13 protein-coding genes are annotated in these 17,297 nt (G+C 46.8%); 2 read left to right on the forward strand and 11 right to left on the reverse strand.

Annotated features, from left to right (window positions below; all coding sequences use genetic code 11):
• From VIP81_RS31160 to VIP81_RS31195, 8 genes are all read right to left on the reverse strand, one after another.
• Positions 1-776: carboxypeptidase-like regulatory domain-containing protein (locus VIP81_RS31160; RefSeq protein ID WP_331971275.1), on the reverse strand; the 776-nt coding region annotated here is incomplete at its 3' end.
• Between the two features lie 90 nt (positions 777-866).
• Complete coding sequence (locus VIP81_RS31165) at positions 867-1,880, reverse strand: FecR family protein (RefSeq protein ID WP_331971278.1); 1,014 nt, start codon at positions 1,878-1,880, stop codon at positions 867-869.
• A 42-nt stretch (positions 1,881-1,922) separates the two neighbouring features.
• The gene (locus VIP81_RS31170; protein WP_331971281.1) at positions 1,923-2,468 is read right to left on the reverse strand and encodes a sigma-70 family RNA polymerase sigma factor; all 546 of its coding nucleotides are present in this window, start codon (positions 2,466-2,468) and stop codon (positions 1,923-1,925) included.
• Between the two features lie 182 nt (positions 2,469-2,650).
• On the reverse strand, positions 2,651-3,787 hold the full coding sequence (locus VIP81_RS31175; RefSeq protein WP_331971284.1) for a family 20 glycosylhydrolase: 1,137 nt from the start codon (positions 3,785-3,787) through the stop codon (positions 2,651-2,653).
• Entirely contained in the window at positions 3,787-5,067 is a 1,281-nt protein-coding gene (locus VIP81_RS31180; RefSeq protein WP_331971287.1) for an IPT/TIG domain-containing protein, read from the reverse strand. Before VIP81_RS31180 ends, VIP81_RS31175 begins: the two co-directional genes overlap by 1 nt.
• Positions 5,068-5,099: 32 nt before the next feature.
• Positions 5,100-6,752: a RagB/SusD family nutrient uptake outer membrane protein gene (locus VIP81_RS31185; protein WP_331971290.1), complete on the reverse strand. Its 1,653-nt coding sequence runs from the start codon at positions 6,750-6,752 to the stop codon at positions 5,100-5,102.
• Positions 6,753-6,774: 22 nt separating this feature from the next.
• Positions 6,775-10,035 (reverse strand): TonB-dependent receptor, encoded by a 3,261-nt coding sequence (locus VIP81_RS31190; RefSeq protein ID WP_331971292.1) that lies wholly within the window; start codon positions 10,033-10,035, stop codon positions 6,775-6,777.
• A 263-nt stretch (positions 10,036-10,298) separates the two neighbouring features.
• Entirely contained in the window at positions 10,299-11,315 is a 1,017-nt protein-coding gene (locus tag VIP81_RS31195) for a FecR family protein (RefSeq protein WP_331971295.1), read from the reverse strand.
• Between the two features lie 163 nt (positions 11,316-11,478).
• Between VIP81_RS31195 and VIP81_RS31200 the strand changes: the two genes are divergently transcribed.
• A complete protein-coding gene (locus tag VIP81_RS31200; protein WP_331971298.1) occupies positions 11,479-12,057 on the forward strand; it encodes an RNA polymerase sigma factor in 579 nt (192 codons plus the stop codon).
• Between the two features lie 38 nt (positions 12,058-12,095).
• Here the strand turns inward: VIP81_RS31200 and VIP81_RS31205 are convergent, their stop codons facing one another.
• From VIP81_RS31205 to VIP81_RS31215, 3 genes are all read right to left on the reverse strand, one after another.
• Positions 12,096-12,968 (reverse strand): DMT family transporter, encoded by an 873-nt coding sequence (locus tag VIP81_RS31205; protein ID WP_331971301.1) that lies wholly within the window; start codon positions 12,966-12,968, stop codon positions 12,096-12,098.
• Positions 12,969-13,281: 313 nt separating this feature from the next.
• On the reverse strand, positions 13,282-14,205 hold the full coding sequence (locus VIP81_RS31210; RefSeq protein WP_331971303.1) for an NADP-dependent oxidoreductase: 924 nt from the start codon (positions 14,203-14,205) through the stop codon (positions 13,282-13,284).
• A gap of 78 nt (positions 14,206-14,283) precedes the next feature.
• Positions 14,284-14,628, reverse strand: a complete 345-nt coding sequence (locus tag VIP81_RS31215) for a nuclear transport factor 2 family protein (RefSeq protein ID WP_331971306.1) — start codon at positions 14,626-14,628, stop codon at positions 14,284-14,286.
• Positions 14,629-15,575: 947 nt separating this feature from the next.
• On the opposite strand from VIP81_RS31215, the gene VIP81_RS31220 reads away from it, so the two are divergent.
• The gene (locus VIP81_RS31220; protein ID WP_331971309.1) at positions 15,576-17,291 is read left to right on the forward strand and encodes an ATP-binding response regulator; all 1,716 of its coding nucleotides are present in this window, start codon (positions 15,576-15,578) and stop codon (positions 17,289-17,291) included.
• Positions 17,292-17,297 lie beyond the last annotated feature (6 nt).

The following is a 17,297-nucleotide window of genomic DNA, read 5'->3' on the forward strand; positions in this document are numbered from 1 at the left end:
CCACCGCCACGCACCTGTATATCAATACCACTTTGCTGACGATCCTTGGTAGTACCGCTATATCCTGTGGCCAGTGTTAACCCTGGTATGCTTCCTTCCAGCAGCCCGGTCAGCGACTGACTACCTCTTCTTTCAATTTCCTGCGTGGTGATCCGGGAATAAGCACCGGTGGTGTTTTTCCTGGCCAGCGACTGATAACCGGTAGAAATCACTACTTCCGGAATATCGTGCAGCGATGGCTTCAACGTTACGTTGACCATCGTTTTATCACCCGCTTCTACTTCACTGCTGGCATACCCCACACAACTGATGCTTAATTGCGCCTGATTGGTTTTTAGCTTCAGTGAGAAATAACCTTTATCATCGGTGATGGCCGCATTATTACTACCCTGCTCGCGAATGGTAACACCGGCATTATACACAATGGCATCGCCATCATACAAACCCACCCGCCCACGGATGCTTCGCTCCGTTTGCGCAGGCGTAGTAGCTTCTGTACGCTGCAGGCTCACGCTGATCATATTGTCATTTCTGCGGAAAGCATAATGATATTTTTCTGTCAGGTACTGCAACACTTCCTCCAATGATTTCTCACCGGCAGGAATGCTAATCAAATCGTTTTCCCTGATAGCGGAACCCGCATAGAAAAAACGAACTTTATACAGTCCGGATAAACTCCAGAATGCTTTTTCCGCAGGCACTTTATCCAAAGTCACTGCTTTTTTCACCTGTGCCACCGCGGGCGACAGCGCCAGGGAAAGTACTAACACCATCATCACAAAAAAGGCATGGGAATGTCTACTCGTTATCCTCTCGGATAACCGGCAAAAACGTAAATACATAATCCTACAAATGGTTTTGGTTGATTACCTGATGATTACACTGGTCGAATCTGAAAACTGATATTGTTTGTTTAAAGTAAAGCACAGTACTTCCAGTACTGCTGGCAATGCGTCATTCTTAAACCGTCCTGAAAAAACTTCCTTTTGCAATGTTGTATCTGCTATTTGAATATGAATATTATAACAAGCCTGTAGTTGTAATATCACTTCCGATACCGGCGTGTGATCAAATACAATTTCCTGTGCCTTCCATGCATTCAATGCGGCCGGCGTAAAAGTTTGTGTCCCCTTCGGACGGCTGCTGGCGGCGTCTATCAGCAAACTTTGAGCGGGTAGCAGGTTGGCAATCAGGGTACGTGTTCCCCGGCTGTTTTTTTCCACCATCACTTTTCCTTCTTCCAGCATTACCTGTAATTTTCCGTTGGCAGATGTCATCCGGAATGCCGTCCCCAGCGCAGTAACAATATACTCCGCCCCTTTCACATTAAATGGACGCATCGGATCACGGTATACTTTAAAATAAGCCGTACCGTTCAATGCCATACTACGGGCCGTTTTACCAAAGGTATTCTCCAGTTGTAAACTGGCCCCGCTTTCCAGCAGTACATAACTACTATCCGGTAGCAGCACGCCCTGTATAGCTTTACCGGTATTGCGATAGAGCAATTGCAATGGTCGCACGGCGGTGACAATACGCGGCGGTGTAGCCGGTGCAGTACGCAGGTACCAAACACCTGCAAAAATCAGGACCATAGCGGCAGCAGCAGCGGTATAATACCAGTGCAGGCGGCGTACCGGTGCGGTGGAATGCAGCAACCACTCGTCCATTTTAGCCATGGCAGCCGGTTTCTCCTTTTCTGCCTGCAATAACCAGCCGGCAGCTTTCACCATCTCCATGGCCTCGCGGATCAGGGTAGCCTGTTCCGGATGCGCCTGCAGCCAGCTATTCCAATAGCGTACATCGTTTTCATCGGTATGAAAACAATAATTAATAAAAGAGGGATCTCCTATTAACTTTTCTATCGAAATATCGTCCATGCAGTCGTCCTTTTTTTATACAGAGGGAAAAGTGGTAAGCATTTACCACAGAAATAAAATATTTTTTTTGCCCACTTCCGTACGAAGTTGTGCAATGGCCCTATGGGTAAGGTTATACACGGTACGGAGACTGGTATTTTTAACGTCCGCAATTTGCTGTAAAGACATATTCTGAAGAAAACGCAGCTCAATGACTTCCCTTTGGGCAGGGGTGAGCGTTTGTAAAGCCTGTTGGATGCGGTGAAACTGTGCGGTGAAAATATCGACGTCATCACCGGTATCGGCGGACAAATCGATCATGTCCGTAATGTCTGTTAATTTCTTTTGCCGCCCCCATTGTTCAATTAAACGGCGTTTAAAAGCGGTGAGCAGGTAAGCCGATACGTTGATATCGCGCGATAAATTTTCTCTCTTCTCCCAGATGTAAATAAAAAAATCATGCAGATGATCCTTGACGAAAGCAGTTTCCCCATCGAGCCATTTACATCCCCATACAAACATGCGTGAATAATATGTATCATATAATTCACGAAATGCAGCTTGTTCCCCGGCACAAAATTTTATCCAGATATCTCTTTCATCAGGCATATCATATCCCCCAGCAGGCTCGTCATTCCAGTTTTGGTGGACATAAAGATATTAAATAAAAAATTTCCTGCCCGGTGATTTTTTTTCCTCCCCGGATAATTTTTCACAGAAAAAATCTTTCTAATATATAAAAAGGTGCAGGGTATATACCCTGCACCTTATAGGATTGGAATAGGTAGTATCTATAATTTTTCTTTCTTCCTGATTTCTGCAAACAATGCCTTAAAAGCGTCTACATTATCCTGCGTGCCTTTACGTACACCTTTACGATTATAATAACCGTCAATGAATTCCCTTGTATTGACCCACATGGTTTCAAATACACCAGGCATACGTTCTGCCAGGGTGCGCGAGAAATCGGCCCTCAGCCCATTTTTGCGGGCGGCATATACCTGCTCCAGCTGTGCCAGCGCCACTTCCGTCTTGGCACAGGCCGATGGCAGTACCTGGAATCCTTTGATGGCAAAATAACCCGGCGTAGGCGGCGCGTCTTCATACTTCCAGTCGCAGATCATAATATCTTTCGGAATCATATCTATGGCCCTGGCGGTATTATTCATACTGGCCTGCCAGGCCAGCAGGTTTGTTTCTTTCCCATCTATCAGGCGATCGCTCCACATCCACATCTGGCATTTTTTTTCTTTGAGATGCTGATGCAAGGCCGTTACATAACCCGCAAACAGTTCCGCCGGATCTTTGCCACCACAACGTGGACATTTGTTATACCCGATAATCCAGGCTTCGTCCAGTCCCACGTGGAAGGCATCGGCCCCGCATACGTCTATCAGTTCATCCATCAAAGGAAAAATGATCTTAAACAAATCCGGGTGCAGCGGACAAAGACATTTACTGTAAAAGTCAAACATGCCCCCGTCTTTCCACGGCACCGGCGGATTATAGTCCGGCGATTCATCCAGCTGCGGATACTTCTTCAACAGTGGGCCTATTTCCGTTTGCTCCGATTGATGCGCCAGCAGGTTCATGGTCGGAATAAAGCGGATCCCCGCATCTTTGCAGGCTTTCACGATCTGTTTTAAATCTGTTTCCGAAATGGAATTGCGTTCCGCCACTTCCGGGTCAGATTTAAACTGATATACATATTCAATCCGCAGTGCCAGCGTATTCACGCCTTCTGCCACCAATGCTTCTTTGATAAAGCGGCACAGCAACGGCACATCCTGAGCCGCCGGTACGCTGAGCAGCAGCCCTTTTACGCGGAGTACGTTCCATTTAAACGGGGCCGGTTGCTGGCACATTGCCCACAACGGCAGCCATAACAGGCAGCCAAACGACCAGAGATATTTGAATGTTTTCATCATTATTCAGCAATTACTTTCCTGATACGGTTATTATTTCTGTCCAGCACATATACCACCCCATTTTTGTCGACGGCCACACCGGTAGGTGCACTAAACATTGCTGCCGCGCCGGCGCCATCTGCAAATCCTGCGTTGCTGCCACCAATATAAGTCGTCACATTCCAGGTGTTAGCGGTGATCTTACGGATACATTGATTACTGTTCACCACCGAACCATCTGCTGTACCATTGCCGGCTACAAACAAATTGTTGGCCGCATCCACCGCAATCGCCCAGGGATAGTCAAACCGGGCAGCCGTACCAATTCCGTTAACCAAACCAGTTTGGTTAGCAGTGCCACCAATAACAGTAGGTTCCCAGGTGTTTGCTGCAAACTTTTTAATCACGGAACTACCATTCTCCGTTACATATAAATTGCCTTTATCATCCACAGCCACATCTGCCGGATAAGAGAGGTTTTTGATAATTTCTGTGGCATCGCCTCCGGGCGTTACCTGGAAAATGCTGCCCGCAGCGCGGGCATTGGCGTAGTACATGGTATTATTTCGTTTATCAATACCAAGGCCCCAGGCTTCTCCCCACGCAATCAATGAGGTGGTACCATCCGGGGTAACTTTGCGGATGGTCCAGTCGGCCGGATCGGCCACAATGACGTTGCCGGCGTTATCGGTCACAATATCCAGTGGCAGCGAGAACTGCGCTGTGCTGCCTTTCCCTTCTGCATAACCGCCATTCCCATTACCTGCCAGTGTAGACACAGTTCCATCCGGCGTTATTTTACGCACGCGCCGGTTGTCGGCATCAGCTACATAGATGTTGCCATCAGTATCGATATCCATACCGCATCTTTTACCAAAATTAAAGGAGGAAAAAATGCCTTTACCATCGGAGAAACCCGCTGCACCATTGCCTGCGAGCGTACTTACTTTGTAAGAAGAGATATATCCGAAATCTTTAGTAGTGGTAGTTGTTTTTCCGTTGATGGTCACCGCGATTTTACCAGTCCCTGCTTTTTCCGGTATCACCACCAGGATATGATCGCTGATAACGCCTTCTACCAAAGCTTTTACACCATTCACGGTCACGCTTACACCCGTAGTATCCGTACTGAAATTACTTCCGTAAATTAATACTTCGGTACCTGCCGCACCTGATTCAGGCGTAAATTTATCTACGACAATCGGCGCATTATTGTCGTGTACAAAGCCCTCGTCTTTTTTACAGGCAGCAGCTGTACATAACAGCATCACTATCTGCAAACGATATAATATAGTTTTCATCTGTTATTTTTTTTTAGTGAGACGCTTACGTTTTACCAACCTGGGTTTTGTGTAAAGCCAGGGTTCTGGCTGGCTACCTTATCCATTTCACTTTGTGGAATGGGCAACCAATAACTTTTGGCGGCATCAAATACCCTTTTTTCAATCACCGGATAAGTATACGACACGTTGCCGGTACCGGAAACGGCTACCCCATGCACCTCTTTGTTATCTACCTGTTCTGCTATTTTCCAGCGACGTACATCCCAGAAACGATGTGCTTCCAATGCCAGTTCTATTCTCCGTTCATGGCGGATTTTTGCACGCAGGGAAGTCTGGTCGCCCCCACTGATGCCTGGCATGCCTGCCCTCCCACGAATGGCATTCAGCGCATTGTATACATCTGCATCAGGACCCGTTGCTTCATTCTGCGCCTCTGCATAGTTGAGATATAGCTCTGCAGTTCTGATCAGCACCCACTTACGATCACTCCCACCGGAGCCGGAGAATAAGTCGACCGAAGGCAGGAGATATTTGCGTGGCCAGTAGTTGGTCGCAATCTGTCCGGAGCGCGGTGCATCGGCGCCATTAGGGTCCAGTACTTTCCCTTTCCAGCTGGCGCCGGGATAAAGGATGGTAGCATAAAAACGCGGATCTCTGCCATCATAAGGCTTTTGCGCGCTATAACCAGAAGCCGGATCGGTGATCGGCAAACCGGTGCTTTTCATTTCATAATCATCTACCAACTCCTGTAAAGGTGTAACGTTCCCATATCCGTTGGCACTACGGGGATTCATTTCCCGGTCTATACCACCATCACCAAAAGCACCGGGAGCGCCCCGACTCCAGATCACTTCTCTGTTGAAATACTGCGTAAAAATATCGCTGTAGTTATCGTACAACGTATAGCCGTTACTGACAGCCGTATCCAACGCTGCTCTGCAGGCTACTGCGGCTTCCTGCCAACGGCTGGTTTCATTGCCCGGGTTGAATAAGGGACTGGCATAAAATAAACGTACCCGTCCTTCCAGCGCCATGGCAATCATTTTGGAAGCACGTCCCCAGTTAGAAGGACGATCGTTATAGGTGACCGGCAACAATTCACCGGCTTCTTTTAAATCACTCAAGATACTGGCAGTAACTTCCGCAATGCTGTTGCGCTTAAAGTAAATGCCAGCCGGATCATCAAAGGGATTCTTTTCATCCAGCAACAAAGGCACACCACCCCAGGTACGCATCAGTTCAAAGTAATAGAATCCACGCAATAACAACACTTCTCCACGCAGGCGGTTGCGGCGTTGCGGATAGTTTGGATCAACGGGTATCAAATCATAATTCGCCAGGAATTTATTACAGGCACGGATTCTCCCGTAGTAACCGGTCCACAGATCGGACATCGGAAAATTAGCCGGACTCATAGACCCGGTATTAAAATTGCCCGCATCCGGATAAGAGGCAGAGTTATCACTTGCCTGGTTGGTTTCATCAGTAGCACTCCCCAAACCCCAGCCAGAACTGGGCAAAAACATATTAGGCAAACTCTGATAAATGTTATTTACGAAGCCCTCCGCATTTTCAATATTTGAAAATACTTCCTTTTCGGTGATCAGGTCACTGGGCTTTCTATCGAGATAATTTTTACTGCAGGCGGTTACACACATGATCAGTATTGCCGCCATCCCTGTTTTTATTAAAGCATTTTTCATCATTATAATTTATCACCCGTGATTAAAGATTGATGGTAATACCAGCGTTAAATACCCGCATAATCGGATAAGGCTGCCAGCCCCAGCGTCCGCCAGTGTTGGATTCCGGATCTATACCCAGGTCTTTTACATTATCCCAGCTAATCAGGTTCATGCCATTTACATAAATGCGGGCGCTCTTTATCTTCACTCTTTTCAACAAATGAGCAGGCAGGCGATAGCCTATTTCTGCATTCTTTAATTTGACGTAATCTGTTTTCCGGATCCAGTAAGAAGAGGCGATAAAGTTGTTGGACATATTACTCTCCGATAAATGCAGGGCCGGGAAAGTGGCATTGGCAGCATTTTCCGGCGTCCATCTGCCCTCATGCAACGGGCGATAGCTTTCTCTGTAGTTAGCAGTCAGCTGAGAAGAATAAATCTGACGACCACCGCCTGCTCCCTGGAATAAAATACTCACATCGATCCCTTTATAGTCTACCCCGAAGGTGGCGCCAAAGTAATTGGTAGGCACATTCAGCATAGGCAGCATTACCCTGTCTGCCTCATCTATTTTATAATCCCCGTTCACATCTTTGTATTTCACGTCACCCGGTATCAGCGGAGCAAATGTTTGTTTAGGGCTTTTATTGATTTCATCCTGGCTTTGGAATAATCCTTCGGCCACATAGCCCAGATCATAGCCAATGGGATTTCCTACCTTACTCTGGTAAGGATAGGCGAGCTTAGGCTCATCCTGTTCAAGGATTTTATTTTTTACATACTGGTAATTTATTTTTGCAAACACACCTACCGGCCCCACATTGGTATTCATATTCAGTTCCGCTTCTATACCGCGATTCTGAATGCGGCCCATATTCCTGTTCAGCGAAGCGGTAATACCCATATATCCGGGAATAGTACCCGCAGCTACGAGGATGTCTTTACGCAGCTCATTAAACAGGTCAACAGAAAACTTCAGCTTATCTTTCAAAAAACCTGTTTCTATACCCAGGTTTGTTTTAGCTGCTTTTTCCCAGGTGATAGCCGTATTACCCACCCTGTTTTCATAATATCCACTGGTACCGGAAGCTACACTTCCAAAGGTAAATCCGCCACCACGGGCATAATCAGACAAATACAGCCAACGTCCATCCCCTACCTGATCGTTACCCACATAACCATGAGAGAAACGCATTTTCAGGAAGCTGAATAACGATTGATCTTTCATGAAGTTTTCATTCGTCAGCACCCAGGCCGCAGACAAAGCCGGGAAAAATCCATAGCGGTTACCCGGAGGAAAATTTTCAGATCCATTATAGCCGGCATTGAATTCGAGATAATATTTCGTAGCATAATTGTAAGCTACGCGACCTACAAAGCCTTCGTATACCCGGGGCAGATTGCCCGACTGAGAGCGGTAGTTACGGTTGAAGAGGAACAAACCACTCAGGGCATGTTTCCCGAAATCCCGGTCATACATCAGTTTCAGGTCGTAGTAGTAATACCTTTCTCCACTGGAAGCACCGGAACGTTGTAAACTGCTGGCCTTACGGTGTTGGGTATACGTTCCTTCTCCGCCGGGAACAGATGTATAACGATAGGAATCAAATTCCTGATCCAGTGCGAAGTTGATATCCCCGTAGTTTTCAAAAGTAAAGAGTCCCTTTACTTTCAGACCCGGCGTAATGAAATCCAGTTTACGGGTCAGCGCTACGCTACCATTGGTACTATGCCAGTATGCATCCAGGTAACCATTCCGGGTAAGCAGGCCATATGGATTATAGAAATCTTCCCGCATGGTACCGGAAGCAATGCTGCCATTGGGATTCAGCCGGGGTGTAAGCCGGTTGGTCATCTGCGAAAGCACCACGAAGAAAAATTCATTGTTCCCCCTGTCGCCGGAAGGCGTCGTTCTGTTTTCCAGCCGCGACGCCAGATCCACCTGCAGGTCTGTATTTTTATCGAGCGTAATATCTACGTTAGATCGGAAGTTAAAACGATCGTATTTATATTTGACGCCATAAACATTTTCATTTGCACGGTTGTAGATAGGCTCCTGGCGCAGGTATGAGCCGGACACAAAATATTTCACAAATTTAGAACCCCCACCTATATTAATATTCACAGTTTTCTGCGGAGAGTTTTTCCGGATCATTTCATGATACCAGTCTGTGTTGGGATAATCGTAGGGCTTCAATCCTGTTTTATAGTATTCCAGCTCCTGATCGGTAAATACCGGCGCCAGACCATCATTTTTAGCGGCTTCATTTTCCAGCACACCCGACTCATAGGAAGAGAGAAAGCGGGGGAAATTAGTGGGCTGCTGCAATGCATACTGCATGTTTACCTGGATATTGGGAGGACCATCTTTACCACGTTTGGTGGTGACCAGCACAATACCATTGGCGCCCTGAATACCGTATAATGCCGTAGAAGAAGCATCTTTCAGGATAGACACGGATTCTATTTCGTTGGGGTCCAGCTGACCAATGTTAGCGTCTCCGCGGGGTAAACCATCAATCACCACGAGCGGATTGGTAGCACCAGTGGTGCTGATACCACGGATGAACAGCTGCGCATCATCGCTACCGGGCCTGCCGGAATGTTGTGCGGTGATCAGGCCGGGGAGTCGCCCTGCCAGGGCGTTGGACAAATTGGCCACCGGGCTTTGTTTGAGTTCTTTGGTTTGTATACTGGATACCGCGCCGGTAATACTCTGGCGGGTTTGCTTTTGTCCGTAACCGAGTACTACTACTTCATTCAATCCGGATTCGGAAGGTTTGAGTTTGATGACCGGCAGCTGTGTATTGCCTTTCACCGGTACTTCCTTCGACTCATATCCCAGGTAGGAAATGATTAGGATACCGTTTTCCGGCACCGTGATCTTAAAGTTACCATCTACATCAGTGGCGGTTCCTTTGCTGGTACCTTTCAACTGAATAGTGACGCCGGGCAGCTCCTGCCCATTTTCCGACAATACCTTACCCGTTACCGTTATATCGGCCACACTTTCAGAAATGGCTACCAGTCCACCTTCCAGCATTTGGTAGCGAAAGTTTTTGGACAGCACCCTGTCCAGGATCTCCGGCAGCGTTGCCTCTTTGAAATTGACATCCACCTTTTCATCTTTCGGAAAGGTTTTGTAGTTGTACAGGAAGCGATATTCGCTTTTGGTTTCCACCCACTCCAGCAGCTTATGCAGGGCGATCTGCCGGCTGTTAAGCGAAAACCGGCTTTGTGAATGCACATCAGCGCGTACCTGTAGCATGAAAACAGTAATCAGGATGAGGCAAAGCTTCATACACAAGAATATTTTTCTCACTAAATAGTTGGAAAGGGCTGTTTTTAAACACAGCGTTTTTTTCATACATTTGAATTGAACGTTAGACATTTGAAACAATGAAAATCCCGCACGGACTACTTGTTTCGTTCCATGTTTGACATTTGAAGGGAGGTGTGGCGACACTTCCCTTTTTCTTTTGGCGGAAGAAGTGTGGTTATACAGGTTCCGGTGGAACCGGGACAAAATTTTTCATCGTGTTACTGTTTTTATGATCTGGTTGACTAATGATGTATGTAAATGGTATCTCCCTTTACAGTATAATTGAAATCGGCTGTTATCTGCAATGCTGTTAGCGCTTCTGTGATGGTTTCCTTTTTAAACGTTCCTTTAAATTTATAATCGGCCGGGAAAGTATCTGTTAAAATAATTTTGCGGTTGTACCAACGGCTCATCAGTCGCACCAGTTCCGGGAATGATTTATCCTTAAACTCCAGCCGGTCGTCCATCCACAGCAGCTCACTTACCTTCTGGCTGCTGACATTAGGCACTACTTTTTCCACGATGAGCAGTACATCCCCCCAGTCTACAATACGGCCGTTGACCACCATTTCATTGGTCACACGGGTTTTCTTTTTAAGAATGGCTTTTTCACCCGGTTCCAGCACCAGGCTGTTACCATTACGGCTAACGGCTACACGCCCCTCTACCAGCGTGGTTTCTATGCTTCCATCTCCCTCATATGCTTTTACATTAAACCGGGTACCCAGTACCTGTACATTCAGATCGGTGGTGTGGATGACAAACGGATGCTGGTCTTTTTTAGCCACTGCAAAAAAGGCTTCTCCTTCCAGGTATACTTCCCGTTGACCGCTGCCGATGTTGGCGGGATAGGTCAGGTGGCTGCTTACGTTGAGCCATACCTGGGTGCCATCTTCCAGCAATACTTTTTTCCGGATGCCTTCTTTGGTATCCAGCGCCAGTTGCCGGTCTGCCCGGGGCAGCAACATCCATATGCCGGCGCCTGCTACCAGCAGCACTACGGCTGCCGCTATCTGCCACCAACGTTGTTTTATGTGGCGTACCACCGCTACCTGCGGTTCCTGCCATTCGCCTTCTTTTTTTAAACGGTCGGTGATATGCTGATACATTTGCAGCAGATCCGGCTCTGTATGGCCACTGTCCGGCATTTGAACAGACCTGTATTTTTCATACCATGATTCCAGGGCCGTCCGTTCGTCTTCCGTACAATTGCCCTGCAGGTATTTTTCCAATAGCCCTATCAGTTGTTGATCACTCATTATTTTGGTTGTCTGTATATATAGACACAGCACTTTATCCCTACCCTACCCCTGCTCCCGAATTTATTTTTTTAGGCGTTGTTTATGGGAACCCCCTATTTTTTTATATCTTATGCTCTTTATGGCAGCCGGACACCTAACGATACCGGCATAAGTGGTAAGAATGACGGAGTATATTGCACTACAGGATGAAGCATTACTGGCATTACTGGCGAACAATGACAACAGGGCCTTTGAAACCTTGTACCAGCGCCATGCGGCAGCACTGTATGCACATGCTTACAAAAAATTTCCGGTGCCTCACCTGCTGGAAGACATGCTGCAGGACATTTTCATCACCCTCTATAAAAAACGTGCAGCACTCACAGAAATAAAAAATCTCAGCGCCTACCTTCACGGTGCCCTGCGCAACCGGATACTCAATGAACTCAGGAATTCGCTGCTGCATCAGCAACATCATCAACATCTCCCTATAGAAAAAATAGCAGAAACAGCCAACACCTACGACTATAAGCTGCTGGAAAAAAGATTTGCCGCCGCACTGGATAAATTAACAGAACGCAGCCGGGAAGTATTTCTGCTCAGCCGCCGCGATCACCTGTCCAATAAAGAAATTGCACAGCGTTTAGGCATTTCCGTGAAAGCCGTGGAGAAGCATATGGGCAAGTCGTTACAGGTAATGCGCCAGGAGTTCAAAGACTATGGTTTGCTGCTGGCGATCTCCGTTATTTTGTATCAGTAAAAAAGGGCTGGCTACGTATAGCCAACCCCGTATTTTATTTATCGCCGTAACTTAGGCGCATTCAACAGCAACATCGACAACAACATCAGTGCTACGCCCGCCCATTGCCAGCCATTCACCGGCTCCTGCAATAGTATATGCGAGCAGATAATAGCGACCGGTAATTCTGCTGTCATAATCACTGCGCTGATACCTGCACCGACCTTTGGAATTCCTTTCGCAAATAACAACGGCGGAATGATGGTGCCAAACAATCCAAGAAACAATGCCCACTTCAACAACCCCAAATCGAAATGTGTACTGGCGATCAGTGGTGCTATATTCACCAGCAGAATGCCCATAGTGGATCCTGTCATCATCACCGCACTTTTCTGTAGCGGATGCAATTGTTTGCCTACCCGGCTGTTGGCAATCACATAAATGGCATACAAAAAAGCAGCAGCACCCGCAAATAACAATCCTTTGAATGACACCGGCGCCAAACCTCCGGTAGCCAACCCACTGCCCAGCCAGGTGCCTGTAAGGATCAATGCGGTAGTGATGAGCTGTAGTAATGAAGGCCTTTTACCAAACAAACACCACTCCAGCAACAACCCTATCCAGGTAAACTGCATCAGGATCACGATGGCTACAGAAGCAGGAATGTACGCCACTGATACATAATACACGAAGCTGGTGAATCCGATACTCGCACCGGTCAATAGCAGCCAGCCCCATTCCCGGGCTGTCATCGCTGTTCTATTTTTGCGATACATCCAAAGCAGCATCCACAACACCAACATGCCGGTGAGCGCCTGTGTCAAAGAAATTTCAGCGGGGGTATACCCTTCGCGGTAAGCTAATTTTACAAAAGTAGAGAGTATACCGAAGCTGCACGCCCCGGCGAAAACCATTAATATATACCTGGTCATTATGTTCGTTTGTGTAGAAAAAGAAAAAAGGGACACGTAAACGCACGAAGAAATAACCAGGTCAACAGACTTAAACTGATATGAAATACCGGCTGGTTCCAGCAAGTGGAACAGCGGTTAAGCAGAAGAAACGCTGGTTATTTTGCGTACAAAACAACAACAGCAGGAGGAGGTGTACTGGAATAAATGCGGTGCATGTGAATGATAATTAGGGCTACAAGATAGAGAAAAAATTTAATGGCGTGTATACCGGATAAAAAAAACGCCACCGTTTTGCAACGATGGCGCATACAAATATCGGGCGATCTACCACCTATACTAAGATAACCACCTTCCCAATGGTTCTGCCACTCTCTATCTGCAAATGTGCCGCCTTCATTTCATCAAATGCGAATGTTTTGGACACGAGCGATTTCAATTTCCCGGCGGCTAAAAGAGCTGCCAGTTGCTGCATATCGGCACCGCTGGATTTTACCGCTACGGGGTATCCATGGCTACCTGCGGCCGCTGCTTTTTCCGTAACTGCTTCTTTGAGGCCGGAAGGCAGACTCACAATGGTACCGCCTTTTTTCAGGACCAGCAGCGAGCGGTCAATGTTATCGCCGCCCAGGGCATCCATCACAAAGTCAATATCTTTTGGATGTTCTTCCAGTTGTGTAGTCGTATAATCTATATGCTCATCCGCTCCCAGACCGAGTACTACGTCTTTGTTGGCCGCTGAAGAAGTCCCGATGACATATGCGCCCCCATGTTTGGCCAGTTGCACGGCATAATGTCCTACGCCACCAGCGGCGGCATGTACCAATACTTTTTGTCCGGGTAAAATGGGCGTGTAATACGTCATGCCCTGCCAGGCGGTGAGTGCGGCCAGCGTAGCCGCTGCGGCTTCTTCGTGCGAAATATTGGCGGGCTTTAATACCAGATCTGCTGCCGGAGCAGCTACATATTCTGCATACCCTTTGCCGGGGATCATCCCGAAGACTTCCTCACCGGCTTTAAATAAAGGAGAAGCAGAAGTGGTCACGATGCCTGAAATATCCCATCCCAATATTCGTGGATCCTCGTCTTTCAACGCGGCCCATCGCCCCTTACCAATGCGGGTTTTCACGTCTACCGGGTTAATACTGATAGCTTTTACTTTGATCAGTACTTCACCTGCGGCGATAGCAGGCAACGGCAATTCTACGATATGTAAATGATCCACGCTGCCGGGTTCTTTCAAAATGATTGCTTTCATCGTATGCAGATTTTAAAAGCAAATGTAAATCGGGCCGGCGGCCTTTATCTGTACATTTATACGAAAATTCAGGATAATTTAAAGGAAGGGGCGTGGATCGAAAACAACTTTCAGGGAACTCACCCTGCCTCCATCGAGATGGTACCAGGCGCAGCCAAAAATAGTTTTGCCTGCCATGGTCAGATTGTAAAACAAACATACGTCTTCCTGATCCGCAAACACCTTCTGCACCTCATATTTCAGCTTCATTTTTCTCATATCATCGAAGTAGGCAGTGGCGCCATCCCTCTTTCCCAGCACCCCTTCAAATGTCATATCGTCCTTTACAAAATGCGTGGCTGTATCGAAATCTTCTTCATTGATGGCCTGAATAAGGGAAAGTACCACTTTCGCATTACTGGCTACCTGGTTGAGCGTTTCCATAAAGAGCTATTTTTAATCATAACCGCGAAAAAATCATACCGCATTTTTACTGCCCAATTACCGTTATTCAGGGTACAAAATTCCGCAATGAGGGCATTCCGTGGCATATTCGGGGTTCATTTCCACAAAAAAGAGGGTGCATCCGCAGATGCCTCCCCCTTCTTCAAATCTACGACGGATGATCTTTTTATACGCTGGCAGTCTGTGTAGCCTTTCTTGCCGGCGCGACCGGGAATTGGATTTTTTACCGGTTACTTTTTTTTGAAATACTCCTATTTTTGCTGCTTAAACCGATGATTAATATTCCGCTTTAATGATCACCTCCCTCTTACCACGTCCTGTTACTAAATAACGTGTACCCGTTAACGTTACTCTATCTATGTGTTTTTTTCCTGCCGGGCAAAAACAGTTGCATTGGGCGATGACGTTGGCGGCATACTCCGTCAGCATGGTTCCATACAGTAATCGATGATAGGTATTAAATTGCTGCTGCGAAAGTAGGCGAAAGTTGAGCTAACCATTTTTCACATCGGGAATTTTTGGAGCGTTGAAATTTTCCGCATTGCGCCGGGAAATTATTTCGTGTATTTGTATACGTTAGAAAGATGAGAATGGCAGTCATCCTTCCTGCATCAGATGGACCAATGATACTTACCTGTAAATTTCTGGTGACATGTCACGCATCGATATAGCTGAAATCATTCGAAAAAAACGGAAAGGCAAGACGGGCGACATATATGCATTATTACTCATAAAGCGCAAGTGTTTATAACCGCCCTAAAAATGTGCGTTTCTTGTTAAAATCTTCACCCGATAACTTTAAACTTCTCGTAAAACATCTATGTTGTTAACAAAGAATTTACACTTGATAATCTGCATTCTTCTACCTTGAATGCAAATAAATAGGAAAACCTGCACCCCTTTTGAATTTGAAAACCTGGAAAACTATGAACATAACAAATCTATTACCCAGGACCAGCCAAAATGCTGAGGCAGTTGAAGCAACCGAACGGATTATAAAGATTGTCAATTCTCTGGCCATTGGCGCAAGTCTGCTTGCTTTTGTACTGGGCTGTTTACTATATTATATGACCGGTTATAAAAGCATCCTGTATCCGGCCATGGTGGAAAGCGCCCTGTTTCTGTCTATCCTATTGATCACCCGGCATAGCCGGCCTGAATACGGGCAGCAGTTCATGTTCTTTTTACACAGCTTATCTATCTGGTACTTTGGCATTGTGCTGGGGCCACCGGCGCAGATTTACCTGTTTGCCCCTTTCCTTGCTTTTTGCGTATTCCTCGTATTTCACAGGCCACTGGCGCAGGTAATCGTATTAACCAGCAGCGCAGGCATGTTGCTCCTCATAGAAATGAATTACCGGCAAGGGCTTATTACACCATTATTACTGGAGAAGGGAACCGAAGCAGCCCTGCGCTGGGTCGTGATTGCGGCCGCGACATTCTTAAACGGTACGGCCCTCTATTATTTTACACGGGAAAGCAGGTTTCAGAATAAGCAGCTGCAGTTATTGGTAAACCAACTTGACAAAACCAATCAGGCCATGCGAATATACGTACGGGAAACCACCCACGAAATCAGATCTCCGCTGAATGTAGTCAACAGTATTCTGCAAAACTACATTGAAACAGCGGACAGGGGGAAACGAACCGTCCAGGTGGGAATAGCTCACCTGGAAGCGGTTCATTTTGCCTGCCAGGATATGCAGCTGGTCATGAGCAATGCCCTTGGCTGGTCTAAAATTGAGGCAGGGAAAGATGAGATCAGCAAATCGCCGTTTCTGTTCACCGACTGGATGCTACAGCTCTGCGATACCTATGAATACCTCGCTAAAAGAAGATCTGTACATATTAATATTGCCTTTAGCGATAACCTGCCTGAATATATCCTGGCAGATAAATCAAAACTGCGGACCATCATCGTTAATCTGCTTAGCAACGCGATCAAGTTTACTACCTTCCGTTCTATCATTACGGTGAAAGCCGCGATGAAAAATAATCAACTTGTTTTTTCTGTTACCGACCAGGGAGCAGGCATTTCAGCAGAAAAAAAAGAGCACATCTTTGATCCGTATGTTAGTGAACTCGGACAACAAACAGAGTCCAGCGGCCTGGGACTCCCCATTGCCCGTCACATGGCACGCATGATGGGAGGCGATCTGTTCGTGAGTGACAACGCCGATGGCGGCGGTAGCATCTTTACCCTGCGTATGCCGGTAGAAACAATTCCTCCGCCCCCCACCGCAAACACCATTATTGACTATTCCCTCCTACGTGGTTTAAAAGTGTTGGTAGTAGATGACGATCATCTCAATCACCTCGCTTTCTCGCTCGCCCTCAAACGCATGGGCATAGAAGTAATCCTGGCTGATTCAGGACCACAAGGCATCACCAAGGCACGCCTCCACGAACCGGATGCGATTTTAATGGATATGATCATGCCGCATGTCAGCGGTATAGAAATGCTGGCACAATTTAAAGCCGACAGAACACTCCGGCAAATACCTTTCATCCTGGTATCTGGTAACTGTTACAGTGAAGTGCGGGAGGAAGTGATTGCCTCCGGCGCAGATGGCTTTTTAAGTAAACCTGTCAATATAGAACAGCTATACAATATCCTGAAAGAACTGATCGTGATGGCATAACCTTTA

The organism is Chitinophaga sp. (genome assembly GCF_036566945.1).
Lineage (GTDB): Bacteria > Bacteroidota > Bacteroidia > Chitinophagales > Chitinophagaceae > Chitinophaga.